Origin of the sequence: Collinsella sp. LCP19S3_B11, assembly GCF_052121915.1 — a bacterium.
Classification (GTDB): domain Bacteria; phylum Actinomycetota; class Coriobacteriia; order Coriobacteriales; family Coriobacteriaceae; genus Collinsella.
The window spans coordinates 42,046-60,156 of record NZ_JBQKDI010000009.1 but is presented as its reverse complement, the minus strand read 5'-3'; the positions used below and the strand labels follow the sequence as shown (position 1 = coordinate 60,156).

Here is an 18,111-nt window from a genome sequence, read left to right as displayed (position 1 = left end):
AGATGTACGAGATCGACCTTAACCTCCCTAAGCAGATCGTCGCTGACGTCCTGTCCAACCACGAGATCCACAGCGTCGCCTTCGTTGGCTGCGGCGCTTCCATGTCCGACCTTTACCCCGCCAAGTACTTCCTGGCCAACAACACGGACAAGCTGAACGTTCAGATCTTCACCGCAAACGAGTTCAACTACGACACGCCCTCCTGGGTCAACGAGCACACCTTCGTGATCACCTGCTCCCTCGGTGGCTCCACGCCCGAGACCGTCGAGGCCAACAAGACCGCCAAGAAGCACAACTGCCCGGTCGTCTCCCTCACCAACAAGGCCGGCTCCGCTCTGACCGTCGACGCCGACCACGTCATCATCCACGGCTTCCACGCCAACTACGCTGCCAAGTGCGAGAAGCCCGGCTATGCCATCGCTCTTGCTCTCGAGATCCTTCAGCAGACCGAGGGCTATGACCACTACGAGGACATGATCACCGGCCTCACCAACGTCTTCGACCTTTGCGAGAACGCCGCTCAGTCCTGCAAGGGTCTTGCCAAGCAGTTCGCTCAGGACTTCAAGGACGACAAGATGATCTACTTCATGGCTTCCGGTGCCTCCGAGAAGATGGCTTATTCTCACGCCGCCTTCCTGTTCACCGAGATGCAGTGGATCGACGCCGCTGCCTACAACACCGGTGAGTACTTCCACGGCCCGTTCGAGGTTTCCACCGAGGGTAAGCCCTACGTCTTCTTCATGTCCGATGGCGCTACCCGTCCGATGGACGCCCGCGCCCTCACCTTCCTTAAGCGCATGGGCGCCAAGGTCGCTCTGATCGACTCCAAGGACTACGGCCTGGCTGACGCCGTGCCCGCGAGTGTCGTCACCTACTTCAACCCGCTGCTGCACCTCGCCGTTATGCGTGAGTACGGCAACCAGATCGCCGAGGCCCGTCAGCACCCGCTGACCATGCGTCGCTACATGTGGAAGCTTTCCTACTAATCACAAGTAAGTAGACCTTACGGGTTGATTGAGAGGGGATGGGGTTTTCGCCCCGTCCCCTTTTTTGCTTTGGGGGGCGTGTTTGTCGCGCCGCAAACCCCAGATAAAACCTACCAAAATAAACCTGTCCCTTTTTGGCAGGTGGAAGGAGGAGCGTATGATCAAGGCAGTGCTGTTTGACATGGACGGCGTGCTGGTCGATACCGAGTGGTTCTACAACCGTCGCCGCGTGGCGTTTATGGAAGAGAAGGGGTTCCACTTTGACGAGATCCCCGACCTTTCGGGGTCTAACGAGCCGGCCATTTGGAAGGCGCTGGTGCCCGACGATGTTGAGCTGCGTGAGCGCCTGCGCGTGGAGTACAAGCAGGTCTACAGCCCGCACCACCCCGTTCCGTATGCCGAGCTTCTCAACGAGCAGACGGAGCCGGTGATGCGTGAGCTGCATGAGCGCGGCGTGAAGTGTGCCATCGCGAGCTCGTCCTATCGCGAGCTGATCGACGAGCTGGTGGAGATTGCCGGCATCGCCGACGTGCTGGACTACACCATCAGCGGTCACGAGTGCAGTGCGTTTAAGCCCGACCCCGAGATCTACCAGCGTGCCATGGAGGCGCTGGGGGTGGAGCCTGCCGAGTGCCTGGTTATCGAGGATTCGCCTCTGGGCATCGAGGCTGGCAAGCGCTCTGGCGCCCGCGTCCTGGCGCTGCGTCCGCACGAGGGCGTCAACCTGGACCAGTCTGCCGCCGACGTTGTCATCGACAATCTGTGTGACATCCTACCTGCCATTTAGGGACAGGTTTATTTTGGCAGGTTTTATCTGGGCAAATGCCGAATTCGCCGTGAAGGGATCGCTCTCTTCACGGCGTTTTTCTTTTGAGCGGCCTCACGGTCCTTCTGATGGTTGTCGAGAGAGGGTGAATTGAGGCGCCCCCGCACGCTCCATGCTACAATCGCGGGCATGCCCCACAACTATATCTGCCTTCGAAAGGAGCCTGCGTGGCGGATGCCATCGATCAGCTCACGGACCGCGTGCTCGTACTCGGCCGCCTCACCATCGTCCGCCGTGCCATTACTGCCGTGGCAGTCACGGTCTCTGCCGTTCTCCAGACATTCCTGATCCAGGCGTTCATTCGGCCCGCTGACCTGCTTCCGAGCGGTTTTACCGGCGTCGCGGTCCTTCTCGATCGCGTTACCTCGCTAGGCGGCGTTCACATCGACATCTCGCTCGGTATGCTCGCACTCAACATCCCCGTGGCGCTCCTATGCTGGAACGGCATTAGCAAGCGCTTCGTCATCTTCTCGATGATGCAGGTCGTGCTCTCGTCGCTGTTCCTCAACGTCTTTCACTTTGCGCCGTTTTTAGGCGACAAGATCATGCTCATCATTTTTGGCGGCGTGGTCTCGGGCCTGGGTGCTGCCATCGCGCTTAAGTCCGGCGCATCCACCGGCGGTACCGACTTTATCGCGCTGTGGGTTTCCAACCACACGGGCAAGACCATCTGGGGCGTCATCTTTGGCTTCAACTGCTTTATCCTGGCAATCTTTGGTTTTATGTTTGGCTGGGACAAGGCGGCGTATTCCATTGTGTTTCAGTTTATTTCGACCAAGACCATCGACAGTTTCTATCATCGCTACGATCGTGTGACGCTGCAGATCACGACGCGCAAGGCAGACGAGGTCATGACTGCCTACGTAAACCATTTTCAGCACGGCATTAGCTGCGCCGAGGTCGTCGGCGGATACAGCCGCGAGAAGATGTACCTGCTGCACACCGTTGTCTCGACCTACGAGAGCCAGGACATTATCAGGCTGGTATGCGAGGTTGATCCCGGCGCCGTAATCAACGTGTTCCACACGCTCAACTTTGTGGGCGGTTGGTGGGGCGGTCATGTCGACGAACCCATGCCCACGGCCGTTCCCGATCCCGACAAGCCCGCACGCATGGCCAGCAGGCAGGTGCGCCTCAGCGAACAGGACAGCTTGCAGCAGGACGACGGCAAGTAAGGTATTTGGCATTTTGCCGGCTCTGCTCAATCCTGTCCCTTTTTGGTAGGGAGGGTGTATCGTTTTATCGTTATGAGGTAACATAAAACTAGACGTTATATACGTATTTGTTATTCTGATATTTCGATAAGAGTGATTAGATATGCCTGCACCCAAAAATGCGCCGCTGTACCAGCAGATTTACGACGAAATCAAGGATTCGATCGAGAAAGGTGTTTATGCACCCAAGGAGCGTATCCCGTCCGAGCTTGAACTTGCCGAGCAGTACGAGGTGAGCCGTATTACGGTGCGCCGCGCCGTAGAGGAGCTGTGTTCCGATGGCTATCTGGTTAAACAGCAAGGCCGTGGCACGTTTGTCTCCACGCCGCACATCAACCGCCAGTTTCATGCCTCGATGCTGCAGACGTTTACCGCGCTGTGTGCCGACAATGGCATGAAGGCCGGCGCGCATGTAATCGATCGCCAGATCGTTCCGGCGCGCCAAAACGAGATGGAGTTCTTTGGCCTGCAGAAGGATGCGCTGCTGCTGCATATCAAGCGCGTGCGTACGGCCGACGGCGAGCCCATCTTTGAGGAGAACATCTTTGTGCCCTTTGACGCCTACCGTGAGCTGTTGACGGCCGATCTTGAGGACAAGTCGATTTTTGCCGAGGTCGAGCGTGTTGGTGGAACGCCGATTGCCTCGGTTGGCTACCGCACGGTCGAGGCCGTTCGCGCCAATGCCGAGCAGGCGGCCGAGCTGGGCATCGCTCCGCACGATCCGCTGCTCAACCTGCGTGCCGGCTTTACCGGTCCCAATGGCGAGCCGGTTTTGCTCGGCAAGCAGTACTACGTGGGTAGCCGCTACGTTATGGTCATGTAAGTTACGCGGTTTTACCAAACCGCGTAACGGCTCGACGCTACGCCTTTGGTTCCGCCGTTCTAACGAACGGCGGACCGGTCGACGCTGCAAACGCCCCTAAGCGGCAATCTGACGTTCAATCGTCGGTCGCGTACCGAAGTACGTTTCCCTCCTCTTTCACGTCACCTTGCTCGCTTAGGGGCGTTTTCGCTGACTTATGCTCAACCAGCGACGTTTCCGCGCTTGTCAAGAATGTCCCCAATGACTACCCGCAGAATGAGCGTGGATAATCTCCCGTTTTTTGCTTGGTGACGGGCTCAAAGTGGGAGATTATCCACGCTCGTTCCCATCGGATTACATTGCCCGTGGCCGGCAGCCGTGCGGCATCGGTCCGCGTGGCGGCGTATAATCGGCGGCAGATGACTTGGACGTTAGGAAACCATGACCGATAGCATGCAGCAGATGGCGCTCGATACGCTCGGCGCCTATTTTGGCTACACCTCGTTTCGCCCGGGGCAGGACCGCATGGTCGATGCGATCCTTGCCGGCCGCGATGCGTTGGGCGTTATGCCCACGGGCGCCGGCAAGTCCATTTGCTACCAGGTGCCCGCGCTCATGCTGCCCGGTATCACCTTTGTGGTGAGTCCGCTGCTGTCGCTTATGGAGGATCAGACCCGTGCATTGCTCGCGGCGGGTGCGCGACCCAGCTATCTCAACTCCAGTCTTACTCCGGCCCAGCAAAACACCGTGCTCAAGCGGGCGCGCGAGGGCCGCTACCAGCTTATGTACGTGGCGCCCGAGCGTCTGCTCGAGCCGCGCTTTTTAGCTTTTGCGCGGGAGGCCGCGGCCGCCGCCGGCATTGGCGTGCCGCTCGTGGCCATCGACGAGGCTCACTGCGTAAGCCAGTGGGGCCAGGATTTCCGTCCCGCCTACCTGCAGATTCGCGAGTTCATCGATTCCCTGCCGCAGCGCCCCATCGTGGCGGCCTTTACCGCTACGGCGACCGAGCGCGTGCGCGCGGACATTCAGCAGATGCTCGGCCTGCAAAACCCCGCGACGGTGGTGACGGGCTTCGATCGCAAGAACCTCTACTTTGGCTGCGAGGAGATGGGCGACAAGGCCAAGGCCGCGTGGGTGCGCGACTATGTGATCGCACATTCGAGCGAAAGCGGCATCGTGTATTGCTCGACTCGCAAGACCGTCGATGCGCTGGCAAGCGAGCTTGCCGAGGCGCTGGGCTCCAGCGGCATTCGCGTTGGCCGCTACCATGCCGGCATGGGCAACGACGCCCGCCGGCAAAGCCAGCGCGCCTTTATCGACGACGATATCCAGGTAATGGTTGCCACCAACGCCTTTGGCATGGGTATCGACAAGCCCAACGTGCGTTACGTGATTCACAACAACGTGCCCGAGAGCATCGAGGCGTACTACCAGGAGGCGGGCCGCGCCGGCCGCGATGGAGACCCAGCCAGCTGCCATTTGCTGTGGAACGGCAATGATTTTCGCATGCGTCGCTTTTTGATCGACCGCGGCGATGATGCCGACGAGGCGCTCGATGACGAGCAACGCGCGTGGGCGCTCCAGAATCGATACCGCCTGCTCAGCCAGATGGAGGGCTACTGCAATACCACCGGCTGCCTGCGCGAATACATGCTGCGCTACTTTGGCGACGAGGCTGCGGCCGAGCATACCGCCGCAGCCGGTGCTAGCGGTGCCGCCACGGACGACGCCGAGGGCTGCGGCAACTGCAGCAACTGCCTCACGCAGTTCGAGGTCGAGGACGTCACCGATATGGCCCGCGCCGCCGTGCGCTATGTGGCTACGCGTCCCATGCGTTTTGGCAAGTCGCTGATCGCCGACGTGCTCCACGGCGGCAACACCGAGCGCATTCGCCAGATGCATCTGGACGAGGACCGCGGCTACGGTGAGCTGTCGAGCGAATCGGTCGGGCGCATCAAGGACATCATCGGGCAGCTGTGCGGCCGCGGTTATTTGGCAACCTCACAGGGACAGTACCCGGTCGTGGGGCTGGGCCCGCGTGCCGGCGAGGTCGAGGACGAGGCGTTTGCCTTTACCGTTAAGCGTCGTGCATCCAAGCGCAAGGCCTCGGCCCGCGCCCGCCGTGCGGTGGATCTGCTACGCGAGGAGGCCGAGCTGGATCAGCGCCCGCGCGTGGGCGACGATGCCGATCTGTTCGAGCGCTTGCGGGCACTCCGCAAGGAGATTTCGACCGAGCTGGAGATGGCGCCGTACATGGTCTTCTCCGATAAGGCCCTGCGCGGTCTGTGCCGCCTGCGCCCTCAGACGCGCGACGAGCTTATCCGGGTCAACGGCATTGGTGAGAAAAAAGCCGACGCCTTTGGCGAGCAGTTTATGGCGGCGATTGAAGAGTTTGAATCCGAGCATGCACGGGATGGAGCGTAACGATGGCAGCCGATAGCAAGACCGACCGTACTGACGTGTTCGCCGTGCCGCTGTACCAGCAGGTTATGGACGACCTAAAGGGCGAGATCGCGCGCGGCGTGTACGCTGCCGGCTCGCGCATTCCTTCCGAGATGGAGCTCGCGAAGTCCTACGGCGTGGGGCGCATTACCGTGCGTCGCGCCATTGAGGAGTTGTCGCGCGCGGGATATCTCAACCGTCAGCAGGGGAGGGGCACGTTTGTGTGTGCGCCCAAGCTCAAGCGCAAGATTGTCCAGAAAGGCGACGTCCAGAGTTTTACCGAGGCCTGCGCTGCCAACGACATGGCGGCCGGAGCGCGCCTGGTGTCGCGCACGGTGGTTGCGGCGACGCGCGAGGACGCGGCGTTTTTTGGCGTGGAACCCGGCTGCGAGCTCATCGTGGTCGAGCGCGTGCGCACGGCCGATGGCGTGCCCGTCATGCTCGAGAACAACGCCTTTGTGCTGGCCGACCATCCCTATCTGCAGCAGCTTGCCGACGAGGACCTCACCGACAATTCGATTTTTGCGCTCGTTGCCGTGCATTCGGGCCGCGCACCGCTCAAGTCCGATCCCTGTACCGTGGAGATCGCGCTCGCCGATGCTCAGACGGCCCCGCTGTTGGAGGTGCCGGTCGGCGAGCCGCTCTTTTATATGGAGGCGTACTTTACCGATGCGGACGAGCGGCCCTTGCTGCTCGGGCGCCAAAAGATCGTGGGGTCGCGCTACGTGTTCGACATCTAACGCCATAGATAGAACAATACAGAACAAGTTTGGTGAAATGAATTCACCTGCGACAGCTTGCGTGCTATAAATAGGACAACATAGAACGACCGCAGGTACGAGCTTTCGTCGCTCAAAGCCGCCACACAGGGAGGAATGTCACCGTGAACGCACACGATCTGGTTCAGGGAATTATCGAGCGCAAGGGTAAGATCGAGAATGTCTTTTGGATCGCCTGCGGCGGTTCGATAATTGACCTTATGCCGGCCAATGAGCTGCTCAAGCGCGAGGCAACCACGTTTACCTCGACGGTCTACACGGCGCGCGAGTTTTGCCTTATGGCCCCCAAGAGTCTAGGGCCGAAGTCACTCGTCATCGCCTGTAGCCACAGCGGTAACACGCAAGAGGTCGTCGACGGCTGCGAGATGGCGCTGGCCGCCGGTGCCGAGGTCGTGACTATGACTGACTACGCGGGCTCCAAGATCGATAACGGCAAGTGGACCACCTGGGTTTACCCGTGGGGCAAGGGCGAGTCGCAGGCCGAAGTTCCGCAGGGCATCGGCGCTCTGATCGCCGCCGAGCTGCTCGACCAGCAGGAGGGCTACGAGGCGCTCGCCGACATGTACGCCGGCCTTAAGCAGATGGACACACTGCTGCCCGCTGCCCGCGAGAAGGTCAACGCCGAGCTGGGCGATCGCTTTGCCGAGCTCTGCCAGCAGCACAAGTTCTTCTATATCCTGGGCTCCGGCCCCAACTTTAGCCAGACCTACGCCATGGCCATCTGCTCGCTCATGGAGATGCAGTGGCAGCACTGCTGCTACATCCACTCCGGCGAGTATTTCCACGGTCCCTTCGAGGCTACCGAGCCCGGCGTGTTCTACTTTGTGCAGCTTGGCGCTGGCGAGTGCCGCCCCATGGAGGAGCGCGCACTGGCATTTCTCAACACGCACACCGATACAGTCATGGTGCTCGATGCGCTTGAGTACGGCGTGGGCGAGGTGCCCGCCAGCGTGCGTTCGTACCTGGAGCCGATCTTCTTCTATGCGATGAGCTGTGAGCTGCGCGCCGCCCGCGGCAAGGTATTTGACCACAGTCCCGAGGTTCGCCGCTACATGGGCGTCGAGCGGTACTAGGTAACGGGGAACGCGATTTTTCATGACGGGGCCTTCGCCAAGCGCGGGCCCCGTTTGCGTTACGGTGCCTCTTTCTGTTTGTCGAAAACGAAGTCAAATACTTTTCCCGAGAAGTGAACGACCTATTTTGGATCCCCGAAGCATCGACATTTTTTGACGCCAAAACAGCAGGAAAATCTTAATGAAACTGCAGGAAATGGTCTCCACAAAGTGCCGATGCTTCGGGGGCTCGTTTTTGCTCGTTCACTTTTCGGGAAAAGTATTAGACCTAAATCTGCAAGCGTGTCGCGTGAGTCAAAAAGCGGGCCGCGCCGGTGGGTTTCCGGCGCGGCCCGCTTTACATTGTGTCCGTATGAGTGAGTTGTCGCATCAACCGGCGGACTACTTGGCGTCGTAGGCCTCGGCGTCCCACCAGTCGAGCTGGGCGATGTTGTCGCGGATATGCTGACAGCTCTTGTGGAAGCCCTCGAGCTCGTGCTCGGAAAGGTCGAGCGTGTAGACCTCCTCGACGCCCTCGGCGCCGATCACGCACGGCAGGGAGGTAAAGATGCCCTCCTCGCCATACTGGCCGGTCATAAGCGTAGAGGCCGAAAGCACGGCGTGCTCGTTGTGCAGCACGGCGGCGCAGACGCGCGCGGCGGAGTTGGCAACGGCGTACTCGGTGCACTGCTTGCCGGCGTAAGTCACATAACCGCCCTTGCGTGCGAGCTCCTCGACCTCCATGTGGTCGAAGGCGTACTTGTCGGGGTTCTCGGCCTGAAGCTCGTTGAGGCTCTTGCCGGCGATGGTTGCGGCCTTAAAGGCGGCCAGCTGGCTAAAGCCATGCTCGCCGATCATGTAGGCGTCGATGGACTTGGGGCTCACCCCGACCTTCTTGGAGATCTCGGTGCGCAGGCGGGCAGAGTCCAGGCCACAGCCCGAGCCGATGATCTTCTTGGGATCGTAGCCGGTCAGATGCCACAGCTCAGTGCACACGACGTCGCAGGGGTTGGAGATGCTCACGAAGATGCCGTCGAAGCCGGCGTCGACGATGCGCTTGGCAAAGGTGCGGGCGGCGTCGGTGGTAAAGAACAGCTCGCCGTCGCGGTTGCCGGCGGCCAGTGCGACCTTGCCGGCGGCGTTGACGATGACGTCGCAGCAGGCCAGCTCCTCGTAGTGGTCGTAGCAGTTGACGATCTTGGTGTTGTACGGGACAAACGAAAGGGAGTCGCGCAGGTCTTGGACCTCGGACGTCACCTTTGCCTCGTTGATATCGCAGAGGTACAGCTCATCGGCAATGCCCTGCATGAGCAGACTGTTGGCGACATGTGCTCCTACGTGGCCCTGGCCGACCACACCGATCTTACGCGTCTGGTACATATTCATATCCTTTCGGCCGAGTTTTTCGCATCGAACCATTGTAGCGTCCTGCTGCCACTTTGCTAGGCTAAAGCGCCGTAGATTTTTGGGACATGCCTTAATCTCTTCTTTTGGAGTGATTTGGGCCGCTGACGGTGTCTCGGGGCGATGCACTCGCGCGGATGGGGCCGCTCGTTGTACCATAGCTGCAACTGACTCGTAAGGAGCATCCATGCCCATTCGCATCCCCGACGCCCTCCCTGCCGCCGCGCAGCTCGAGAGCGAGAACATCTTTGTCATGACCGAGTACCGCGCGCTGCACCAGGACATCCGTCCGCTGCGCGTGCTCATCCTCAACCTCATGCCAACCAAGATCGCCACCGAGACGCAGATCATGCGCAAGCTCTCCAACACGCCGCTGCAGGTAGAGGTGGACCTGCTACGCACCAAGACGCACGAGGCCACGCACGTGAGTGCCGGCCACCTGGAGACGTTCTACCGTACGTTCGACGACATCCGCGATATCCACTACGACGGCCTGATCATCACGGGCGCGCCGGTGGAGCAGATGCCGTTCGAGGAGGTCGACTACTGGCCCGAGCTCTGCCAGATCATGGATTGGTCCACCACGCACGTGCACTCTACGCTGCATATTTGCTGGGGTGCACAGGCAGGGCTCTACCATCATTACGGTATCCAGAAGTGCGACCTGCCGGCCAAGGCGAGCGGCGTGTTTGAGCATTATCTGGTGAAGCCGCAAAGCCCGCTGGTCCGCGGCTTTGACGACCGCTTCTATGCCGTGCACTCACGCAATACCGATGTGCGCCGCGAGGACGTGGAGGCCGAGCCGCAGCTTGAGGTCGTGGCCGTATCAGACGAGGTGGGCCTGTACATCGTCAAGTCGACCGACAGTCGCCGCTTCTTTGTCTTTGGCCATCCCGAGTACGATACCGACACGCTGCGCCTGGAGTACGAGCGCGACGTGAAGCGCGGGCTCAACCCCCAGGTGCCGGCGCATTACTTCCCAGGTGACGACCCCACCGCCGAGCCGCGCAACGTCTGGCGCAGCCAGGCCCAGCTGCTCTACACCAACTGGCTCAACTACTACGTCTACCAGACCACGCCCTACGACCTGGCTCGCGCCGGCGAGGAGCACTAGGCTACGGCTGCGGTTGCGGTTGTGGCTGCGGCTGCGGCTGCGGCGTGACGAGCGTGGATTTTCGGATGCCCATCTAGCGGGTGCGATACAACGGCGGTTAGGCGCTGATGATGTGGGGTAGCGGCAGGTCGTGGGTGTCGGTGGGAACGTGGTCGACACGCTGCTCGTCAAAGGCGATGCCGATGATTTGGCATGCGGGCGAGAGCGTGGGCAGGTAGCGGTCGTAGCAGCCGCCGCCATAGCCCAGGCGCGCGCCGGTGTGGTCGAAGGCTACGAGCGGCACGACGATCATATCGAGCGCCTCGGCAGGCACGATAGGAAAGCGGCTGCTGTCGACGTCCGTGGCTGCGAAGGCCCGCGTAGGGTGGGCGATAAACGGGGCCTCGGACGCATCGCCGGCAGCAACTGCCCGCATGCACATGCGCTGGCCACAAGCCACGGTGTCAGCTGCCGAGAACATGCACGGATAGGCCACGCGCCAGCCGTGTTTTGCGGCCGCTGCGGCAAACGCGGCAGGATCTGCCTCGGAGCCCATGGCGGCATAGACGGCAACGGTGCGCGGGGCCGCGGGACCCGAGCCGCCCAGCAACTCAACGAGCCGCGCGCATACAGCAGCAGACTTTGCCGCCCGCATATCCAAATCTAGAGCGTCGCGCCGGGCAATTATCGCCCGCCGCAACTCGGCCTTATCCATCCCGGCCCCTCTCTCAAACCTACCAAAAAGGGACAGGTTTATTTTGGTAGGTTTTATCTGGTCAAATGTCGAAACCACCACGCAAACCATCGCAAGGGGAGCAGTTCATGGACACCTTCGTGGGTTTTGACGAAGAGTGGGTGTTCGCGGCGGTGTGTCTCGATCTGTAACAGTAACTCGGCAAAATCGGGCCTAGATGTTACAGATTGAGACAAAGGGCCGGCGTCATCCGAAAACGTCTCGATTTGTAACATCTGGAGCCAATATTGCCGCCTAGATGTTACAGATTTAGACAAACTGGTGTGACGGGCTGAGCTGCCCCGCCCAAGCAGCGGCAAAAGAAAAGGTAGATTTTCAGGCATGTCCCAAAAATCTACCTTTGCTGTGCGTTAGCCCAGCAGGTCGATGACGTTGAAGCCGGCGTTGCTCTTGGCGATGACGTCTCGGCCGCCAAAGACGCAGGTGGGCGAGACGGCTGCGATGCGCGTCACGTCGGCGGCGAGTGAGCGCAACTCACCGGGCGTGGCGGCGAGCATCTGGGCGCGGCGCTCCTCGCGTGCATGTGGATCGAGTCCGGCCAGGTAGGTCGTGTTGCGGCGTTTGGTGAGCGCGTACGGCTTCACCGGCGCATCCATGCCGCTCACGCAGCTCACGATAAAGCCCTCAAAGGCTGCCTCGTCGGGCTCAAAACCGCCGAGCCATTCGCCTGCGCGCGCCACGCGCTCAATCGAGGGGTCGATTGCCGGGTCGCGGTAGGTGTAGAACGCCGCCTGACGCTCACCTGCCGCGCGGAATCCGCAGCCGTACGCCCCGCCTTTCACGCGGATCTCGTTCCACAGGTAGTCGTAGGAGAGCGCGTTGGCGGCAACCGCCCAGGCGCCCGTCACGTCAATGCCCAGGCGACGCGGGTCGCATGCGCTTGCCGCAAAGCAGATGTCGCTGGGGATGACAAAAGCCTCGTGGCGGTTGCACGGCGTCGGCACCACGAGCGTGTCGCGGCCGGCAACAGCACCGTCGCCCGCACCCAACCCCAGGTCGCCCGCGGCGGCCCAGTACGCGTCAAAGTCCTCATCGCTGCCGGTAAAGCTCGCCAGACAGCCGTCGGCCACAAAGATGCGGCCTGCCAGCTCGGCAAGCTTGGCGCGCAGATCGTCCAGGCGCTCGTCAAAGTGGTCGAGCAGATCGCGCAGGAACAAGTAGAAGTCCACGCCCGAAAGCTGCTCGCGCACCACGGCCGAAGGCGAGCTGTAGCTCATCGCGCGACCAAGCGCCGCCGAGTGGCCGTTGTTAATGAAGCCCTGCTCAAGCCCAATGCGAATCTGCGTGAGCACGTCGCGCACGCGGTCGGCGTCGGCATCGAGCAACAGCGTGCTCGACCACACCTCGCGCGGCAGGCTCGCCAGCGCATCGATCTTCTCGGACAGGGCGCCGGCGCTCACCAGCAGGTAGGGGCGCACGCCGTCCACGTCGGGCTGGGTCATGACCTCGGTCGTAAAGCTCAAAAAGCCCAGCTTGCCGGCGATAAGGTTGTCGAGCTCCTCGGCCGAGTGTTCGCTCGTGGGTAGCTGTTTGAGCAGGCGGCAGAGTAGCGTCACATAGGGCAGGTCCTCAAACGCGACGCAGCTCAGGTCGAAATACTGCATGGCGTAGGCCAGGCGGTTGGTGGGGATGCCGTGGCGCAGGCAGGGGATGGGCGTGGTCGTGTCCACGACCAACGGCGGCTCGGGGCGCGCCTCGCCAATGTCGGACACGCGCAGGCGTGGCAGCGTGGCCTTGGCCTCGGGCGCGTCATCCGCCTCCTGCGCGGCGCGCAGCGCAGCCGTGCGCTCGACCACATCGGCCAGCTCGGCATCGGTCATGGCATCGCGCTTGGCTGCCAGCTCGGCGGCCTCGGCACTCTCCGCACCCTCGGCGGCATCCACCGGCACCAGCTCGACCAGCGCCATGTGGTCGTTTTCCAGCACGAGCTCGCGCAGCAGGTCCTCAAAATAGCTGCCGTCCAGCTCGCCGCGCAGCTCCTCGTACACCGGGCCGTACTTGAGCGCCAGCGTCGCGGCGTCGTCATCGTAGAGCCAGGTGCTCAGCGCGTCGCACGCAATGGCCACGCCGTCGGCGATACCGTAGTCGCGCTGGCGCAGGTCGTATTCGTTGCTGCTGATGATGGCCTCCAGGCGCTCGCGCGGAACGCCGTGCTCGCACAGGTCGCGGCAGGCGTCCTGGAACACGCGGCGCAGCTCGCGCGCCACGCCGGGCTGAGCGTTTTGCAGCATGATGAGCTCGTAGGGCTGCAGGCTCTCGGCCGCGGTGTAGCTCACCACGTTGCCGCCCAGGCCGGCGGCAAGAATGGCCTTCTTAACCGGTGCTTCGTTGGAGCCCAGCAGCGCCTCGAACAGGATGTCCGCGGCGATCGTGCGCTTGCGGTCGAGCGCGCTGCCCAGCACAAGACCCAGGCCCACCAGGGCGTTCTCGGGTGTGGTGGCCATCTCGACGCGCTTGTACTCGCAGGTCACGGGCGCCTGCACGACCAGCGGATTGGGCGCCAGCGTGGACGGGTCCTCGCCGGCGGCGACGGCTGCGTCCATGCGGCGGCTCGCGGCACTCGGCTGCGACAGATAGCGCTCGTCCAAAAAGGCCAGTGCACGGTCCACGTCCAGGTCGCCGTAGAGCGTGATGTAGGAGTTGGAAGGATTGTAGTGGCGCGCGTGCGTGTCCAGGAACTGCTCGTAGGTGAGCGCAGGGATCGCGCGCGGGTCGCCGCCGCTCTCGTGCGCATAGGCGGTGTCGGGATAAAGCGCGGCGTTGACGGCATCGTCCAGCACGCTCATGGGGTCGGACAGCGCGCCCTTCATCTCATTGAAAACCACGCCGTTATAGCGTAGAGTTCCCTCGCGCAGGCTTGCGGAACTGCCGTTGCCCTCGCCCTCGGCGCCCTTCGGCAGGTCCAGCTCGTAGTGCCAGCCCTCCTGCTCAAAAATGGTGGGCTTGGTATAGATGGCCGGGTTGAACACCGCGTCCAGGTACACGTCCATCAGGTTGTACAGATCCTGCTCGTTGGTGGTGGCGACGGGGTAGATGGTCTTGTCGGGGTAGGTCATGGCGTTGAGGAACGTCTGCATGGAGCTCTTGATCAGGTCGACGAACGGCTCCTTGACGGGAAATTTGGCCGATCCGCACAGCACCGAGTGCTCGAGGATATGGAACACGCCGGTGGAATCAGCCGGCGGCGTCTTAAAGCCAATAGCAAAAGCCTTGTTTTCGTCGTCGCACGCCAGGTACAGCAGGCGAGCGCCCGAGGCGGTGTGGCGCAGCACGTAGGCGTCCGAGTCGAGCTCGGGCACGGTCTCGCAGCGCTCGACGGCAAAGCCGTGACAGGTGGTGCCGGGCACCAGCAGCGCGGCGGCAGCGGCGCGCGGGTCGGTTGAGGTGGTGGACATATGCAGTCTCCTTTGACGTCCCAGCGGGGGCGAATCGAGTCGAATCCTCGTGAGTATACCCATATGGGGCCGCGGCTCTGCGGCGAACTGGAGACGATGCCGGCGGATTGGGCAAAGGCCCTGCGTGACCGCCGCGCGAGCGTGGATATTCGGACACACGAGCGCGGATTTTCGGACCGTTCAAAAATCCTCACTCACGTAGCGGCAACCAAGATAAGGCGGCCAGCGCCGGCTTGATGAATGGTGCCGAAAGACGTCCTATGCCTGAGCGTCCGCGTGTCCGTCCATCAAGAACAGCCTAAGAACCAGCTTGATGGCATATCCCGGTTTGATTTCTGCCGCGTCAAAGACGTGGCGCTCGGCGAGCTCGCTGCAGTATGCGTAGATGTCGCGGATAAGGTCCGCGCCCGAAAGCGTAAACATGTAGCCCGCGTCCGAAAGCGCATTGGGCGCGGCGGGCAACTTGGCCATGTGGCAGAATGTTTGCAGGTCGGGCGCCATAACATTCTGGTAGTTGAGGTGGCCGCTGGCATCCTGTGCGGCAAGCTCCAATTGGCGCACAAAATCCAGCGCCGCCGCTAACACAAAGCTCGGCGTAGGCGCATTGACGTCCTGAGTGGTCGCCACAAGCCTGCCCGCTGCCTGCGTGACAAGCCAAGCGACCTCGCGCTGGCAACGCACGGCCTTGCGCGTCACCGGCTTGATGGACGAAGAAGAAACGCTTCCCTTAGGCGGATTCGAAGCAGCCATAAGACCCTCCCATGAACAATCCGGCCCAATAAGCCCGGATGAAACACGTGCTACATCAGTATACAGGGGAGTGGGATGGCGGGGTATGAGCGCGCCAGCGGCAAACCGAGAGCATCAACGATGTGCCGATCGCGGAATGAGATCTCGTAATAATTGACTCTCGGCCATATTATTGAGGGGCATGACTCGCGTTCGTATGGTTGTAGGTGCTGGCGATGAACGACATTGACCTTGCTGTTCCGTTGATGGATGGACCAAGCTATGACCGTGCCTGCAGTCTCGTGCCTTCCGAATACGTTGAGGCATGGGAGTGGTTTCTGGGTGAGGAGCAGCGCGGCGGCGTTTGGACCAGCCTTCCGCACCGCACCAAGGAAGATAGCCCTCAGTATCAGTATCGTTTGAGAATTGGCGCGGACTTCTTTCCCGTAACGCGGGATTCAGGGATCTTCTGGCCGGGCCAGGATCGGGTGAAGCAAGATCCCAATAAGATCTTTGCGCTTTCGGTCCATAACTCTAAAAAGAGCTTCTACACCGATGTTCCTCCGCTCTATTTGGATGACGGTACGTGGGTCATTAAGTATTCGGTTCAAGCGCCAGGCGTCGTTGGTTCTCGAGACCAGAATTACAACCGTAAAATGCTCAACTGCATGGAATATGGCGTTCCGGTTGGAGTCATATTTGCAACCGAGGTGGGCTATAAGGTGCTCGGCCTTGCGTTTGTTGAACGGTTTGAGCCCGAAAACGGCTGGTTTGTTCTGCATGGTCCCGTTCATAAAGGCGGACCGGACCCTCGTTTTGCGTCCGACATGAGCTATCTGAAGCACATGCCAGCCGACATTGAGTTTGCCGGACAGAGTGCGACCGATGACGAAAAAGTTCGCTATGCGTTGAGACGCGAGCGATTGGGGCAGCAATGGTTCCGCAAGCAGCTCATTGCCGCCTATGATGGTCGCTGCGCGGTGTCGGGTTGTGGGGTTAACGAGGCACTGGAGGCTGCACATATCGAGAATTACTCGGGACCCAAATCGCAGGTTGCCAGCAACGGCATTCTACTTCGGCGCGACTTTCATGCTCTATTCGATGCTCATCTGATTTCGTTTGAGCCTGTTTGCGGCGAATATCGGCTGTGCGGATCGTACCTGCTGGATAAGACCGACTACGCTTCCTTTGCAGGTGCGACGCTAAGGCAGCCGAATGAGCGTCAGTGGCGACCCAATGCGGTGTTTCTCGAGGCCCATCGCATTGAGTTTGATCGCTCGGAAAAGAAGCGTGAAAAGGCGGGGCTTCTGCCGTATTAGCGTATTTGGCTTCGGCGGTCTTTTACGATCGTGTTGTTTGATCGGATCGCGTGGCGATGCAATCTCGTGCACGCCCGCCGGTGCATGCTCTTCCTGATTTGGATAGCGAGAGAGGAGCGCGTGTGAGCTGGCGAGGCGATATTGCGATGGGGAAGTACGGAAAACTGCCGTGTGCCCTTATCGACAACAATATGTTTCCGGGCGTAGAGGTTGATTGCGGGTCGTTTGCTGTCGCCTGTCCTTGTTGCGGCTCGCAAATATCGTGTCTCGATATTCGGTTCATCGATGCGCGCGACAGACTCAGCGACGAAGTGAGAAAACGGACGGGCGTTCATATGCCGGTGTATCCGGAGAAATGCCCTGTTTGCGGCCTCGATATCGTGTATGACGTTTGCGACGAGGGATAGGCGATGCGGAGGAGCTGGCTGTGAAGGCCTCTCCGTCTCTACAAATAAACCCCCTCACCGAGCTGCTTGTGGAACTTGGTGTGATGGTCGCGTGCCCAGGTAAAGAGTGCCTGGTCAAAATTGGTACGCGTGGCCGGGACGCCAAAGACGCCGGCAACTTCGACGCGCACAAACTCCAGTGCCGGCAGCTTGTTGATGGCAGTGAGGGCAAACGGGGACGAGGGCTCCTCGAACAGATAGCGGCTGCCTTGCAGCGCGTCGCAACTGGTGCACGTGTTGCCGAGCGATGGGGCTTTGGAGGCTCGCGCGCCTACGGGCTTGTAGCCACAGCGCTTAGAAAGATAGTCGCGGATCTCGCCCGGGACGCAGCCAAGAGCGGGAACAATGGCGAGCGCGTTGGCATTGGTCGTGTCGATGGCAATGTGCCCGGCCTTGTTGGGTGCGTGCGCGATGGCGATGCCCTCGCTGTCATCGGCTCGATAGGGAATGCCGAAGGCCGCGACCGAGGTCTCTTTGTGACACTTCCAGCACTCGCGCTTGCCCAGTACTAGATATATATACGGCGCAGAGGGGTCGGATCGGTCAACACCGGGCAGCCATTCGGCAAAGGGCTCGGGGTTGACGCCGCTGGGTACATACCAGATCTTCTTGGTCCGGTCCCATTTGGCGCCCAGCGCCTTGGCTTCTTCTTTGCGCGAAAAGGGAACATCGAGCTCGGTGCGCATGGTGGCTCCTTGGTGCTACAGGTGTAAGTGGCTCAAGGATACCGCAGGGTGTGGACGTTGTGGCGTTTTGCCGAGAAGCTGCGGTGCGGACTGGTTGGTTACGCCTTGGATAAACTGGCAAGTAGATGGTCGGCTTTTGGCCAGTTGGGCGGCAACCTTGCCAAAAGCTTGACGGATTGCGGTT

14 protein-coding genes are annotated in these 18,111 nt (G+C 61.0%); 9 read left to right on the top strand and 5 right to left on the bottom strand.

Annotated elements, in window-relative coordinates; genetic code table 11:
- Window positions 1-2 precede the first annotated feature (2 nt).
- The 7 genes from ACTQV4_RS06475 to ACTQV4_RS06445 all read left to right on the top strand — a co-directional run bounded on the left by ACTQV4_RS06475 (window position 3) and on the right by ACTQV4_RS06445 (window position 8,122).
- Window positions 3-986 carry an SIS domain-containing protein gene (locus tag ACTQV4_RS06475; protein WP_441540434.1) on the top strand — a complete coding sequence of 328 codons (984 nt, stop codon included), beginning with the start codon at window positions 3-5 and terminating at the stop codon, window positions 984-986.
- A gap of 157 nt (window positions 987-1,143) precedes the next feature.
- Window positions 1,144-1,773: an HAD family hydrolase gene (locus ACTQV4_RS06470; RefSeq protein WP_154518552.1), complete on the top strand. Its 630-nt coding sequence runs from the start codon at window positions 1,144-1,146 to the stop codon at window positions 1,771-1,773.
- Between the two features lie 206 nt (window positions 1,774-1,979).
- Window positions 1,980-2,987, top strand: coding sequence for a YitT family protein (locus ACTQV4_RS06465; RefSeq protein WP_441054364.1), 1,008 nt, complete (start codon window positions 1,980-1,982; stop codon window positions 2,985-2,987).
- A 142-nt stretch (window positions 2,988-3,129) separates the two neighbouring features.
- Window positions 3,130-3,849, top strand: a complete 720-nt coding sequence (locus tag ACTQV4_RS06460; protein ID WP_441056551.1) for a GntR family transcriptional regulator — start codon at window positions 3,130-3,132, stop codon at window positions 3,847-3,849.
- A 420-nt stretch (window positions 3,850-4,269) separates the two neighbouring features.
- Window positions 4,270-6,252 carry a RecQ family ATP-dependent DNA helicase gene (locus ACTQV4_RS06455; protein WP_441569510.1) on the top strand — a complete coding sequence of 661 codons (1,983 nt, stop codon included), beginning with the start codon at window positions 4,270-4,272 and terminating at the stop codon, window positions 6,250-6,252.
- Window positions 6,253-6,254: 2 nt separating this feature from the next.
- Entirely contained in the window at window positions 6,255-7,010 is a 756-nt protein-coding gene (locus tag ACTQV4_RS06450) for a GntR family transcriptional regulator (RefSeq protein ID WP_441569509.1), read from the top strand.
- Window positions 7,011-7,153: 143 nt separating this feature from the next.
- A complete protein-coding gene (locus tag ACTQV4_RS06445; RefSeq protein ID WP_441569508.1) occupies window positions 7,154-8,122 on the top strand; it encodes an SIS domain-containing protein in 969 nt (322 codons plus the stop codon).
- A gap of 381 nt (window positions 8,123-8,503) precedes the next feature.
- Here the strand turns inward: ACTQV4_RS06445 and ACTQV4_RS06440 are convergent, their stop codons facing one another.
- Window positions 8,504-9,481: an L-lactate dehydrogenase gene (locus ACTQV4_RS06440; RefSeq protein WP_152067319.1), complete on the bottom strand. Its 978-nt coding sequence runs from the start codon at window positions 9,479-9,481 to the stop codon at window positions 8,504-8,506.
- Window positions 9,482-9,692: 211 nt separating this feature from the next.
- On the opposite strand from ACTQV4_RS06440, the gene metA reads away from it, so the two are divergent.
- Window positions 9,693-10,619, top strand: a complete 927-nt coding sequence (metA, locus tag ACTQV4_RS06435) for a homoserine O-acetyltransferase MetA (RefSeq protein ID WP_427719472.1) — start codon at window positions 9,693-9,695, stop codon at window positions 10,617-10,619.
- 97 nt (window positions 10,620-10,716) lie between these two features.
- Here the strand turns inward: metA and ACTQV4_RS06430 are convergent, their stop codons facing one another.
- From ACTQV4_RS06430 to ACTQV4_RS06420, 3 genes are all read right to left on the bottom strand, one after another.
- Window positions 10,717-11,313: a 5-formyltetrahydrofolate cyclo-ligase gene (locus ACTQV4_RS06430; protein ID WP_427728457.1), complete on the bottom strand. Its 597-nt coding sequence runs from the start codon at window positions 11,311-11,313 to the stop codon at window positions 10,717-10,719.
- A 389-nt stretch (window positions 11,314-11,702) separates the two neighbouring features.
- Window positions 11,703-14,747 carry an insulinase family protein gene (locus tag ACTQV4_RS06425; RefSeq protein WP_441569507.1) on the bottom strand — a complete coding sequence of 1,015 codons (3,045 nt, stop codon included), beginning with the start codon at window positions 14,745-14,747 and terminating at the stop codon, window positions 11,703-11,705.
- A 258-nt stretch (window positions 14,748-15,005) separates the two neighbouring features.
- Window positions 15,006-15,497: a hypothetical protein gene (locus ACTQV4_RS06420; protein ID WP_441569506.1), complete on the bottom strand. Its 492-nt coding sequence runs from the start codon at window positions 15,495-15,497 to the stop codon at window positions 15,006-15,008.
- 215 nt (window positions 15,498-15,712) lie between these two features.
- Between ACTQV4_RS06420 and ACTQV4_RS06415 the strand changes: the two genes are divergently transcribed.
- On the top strand, window positions 15,713-16,795 hold the full coding sequence (locus ACTQV4_RS06415; protein WP_427795209.1) for an HNH endonuclease: 1,083 nt from the start codon (window positions 15,713-15,715) through the stop codon (window positions 16,793-16,795).
- A gap of 445 nt (window positions 16,796-17,240) precedes the next feature.
- On the opposite strand, the gene ACTQV4_RS06410 is transcribed toward ACTQV4_RS06415, so the two are convergent.
- Window positions 17,241-17,927 (bottom strand): DUF5710 domain-containing protein, encoded by a 687-nt coding sequence (locus ACTQV4_RS06410; RefSeq protein WP_441042262.1) that lies wholly within the window; start codon window positions 17,925-17,927, stop codon window positions 17,241-17,243.
- Between the last annotated feature and the right edge of the window lie 184 nt (window positions 17,928-18,111).

Excerpts from the sequence above, each read along its gene's own strand:
- ACTQV4_RS06470 (WP_154518552.1), top strand. The coding sequence starts at position 1,144 with ATGATCAAGGCAGTGCTGTTTGACATGGACGGCGTGCTGGTCGATACC.
- ACTQV4_RS06420 (WP_441569506.1), bottom strand. The coding sequence starts at position 15,497 with ATGGCTGCTTCGAATCCGCCTAAGGGAAGCGTTTCTTCTTCGTCCATC.
- ACTQV4_RS06410 (WP_441042262.1), bottom strand. The coding sequence starts at position 17,927 with ATGCGCACCGAGCTCGATGTTCCCTTTTCGCGCAAAGAAGAAGCCAAG.
- ACTQV4_RS06430 (WP_427728457.1), bottom strand. The coding sequence starts at position 11,313 with ATGGATAAGGCCGAGTTGCGGCGGGCGATAATTGCCCGGCGCGACGCT.
- ACTQV4_RS06450 (WP_441569509.1), top strand. The coding sequence starts at position 6,255 with ATGGCAGCCGATAGCAAGACCGACCGTACTGACGTGTTCGCCGTGCCG.
- ACTQV4_RS06460 (WP_441056551.1), top strand. The coding sequence starts at position 3,130 with ATGCCTGCACCCAAAAATGCGCCGCTGTACCAGCAGATTTACGACGAA.
- ACTQV4_RS06440 (WP_152067319.1), bottom strand. The coding sequence starts at position 9,481 with ATGTACCAGACGCGTAAGATCGGTGTGGTCGGCCAGGGCCACGTAGGA.
- ACTQV4_RS06475 (WP_441540434.1), top strand. The coding sequence starts at position 3 with ATGTACGAGATCGACCTTAACCTCCCTAAGCAGATCGTCGCTGACGTC.
- ACTQV4_RS06425 (WP_441569507.1), bottom strand. The coding sequence starts at position 14,747 with ATGTCCACCACCTCAACCGACCCGCGCGCCGCTGCCGCCGCGCTGCTG.
- ACTQV4_RS06415 (WP_427795209.1), top strand. The coding sequence starts at position 15,713 with ATGAACGACATTGACCTTGCTGTTCCGTTGATGGATGGACCAAGCTAT.
- ACTQV4_RS06455 (WP_441569510.1), top strand. The coding sequence starts at position 4,270 with ATGACCGATAGCATGCAGCAGATGGCGCTCGATACGCTCGGCGCCTAT.
- metA (WP_427719472.1), top strand. The coding sequence starts at position 9,693 with ATGCCCATTCGCATCCCCGACGCCCTCCCTGCCGCCGCGCAGCTCGAG.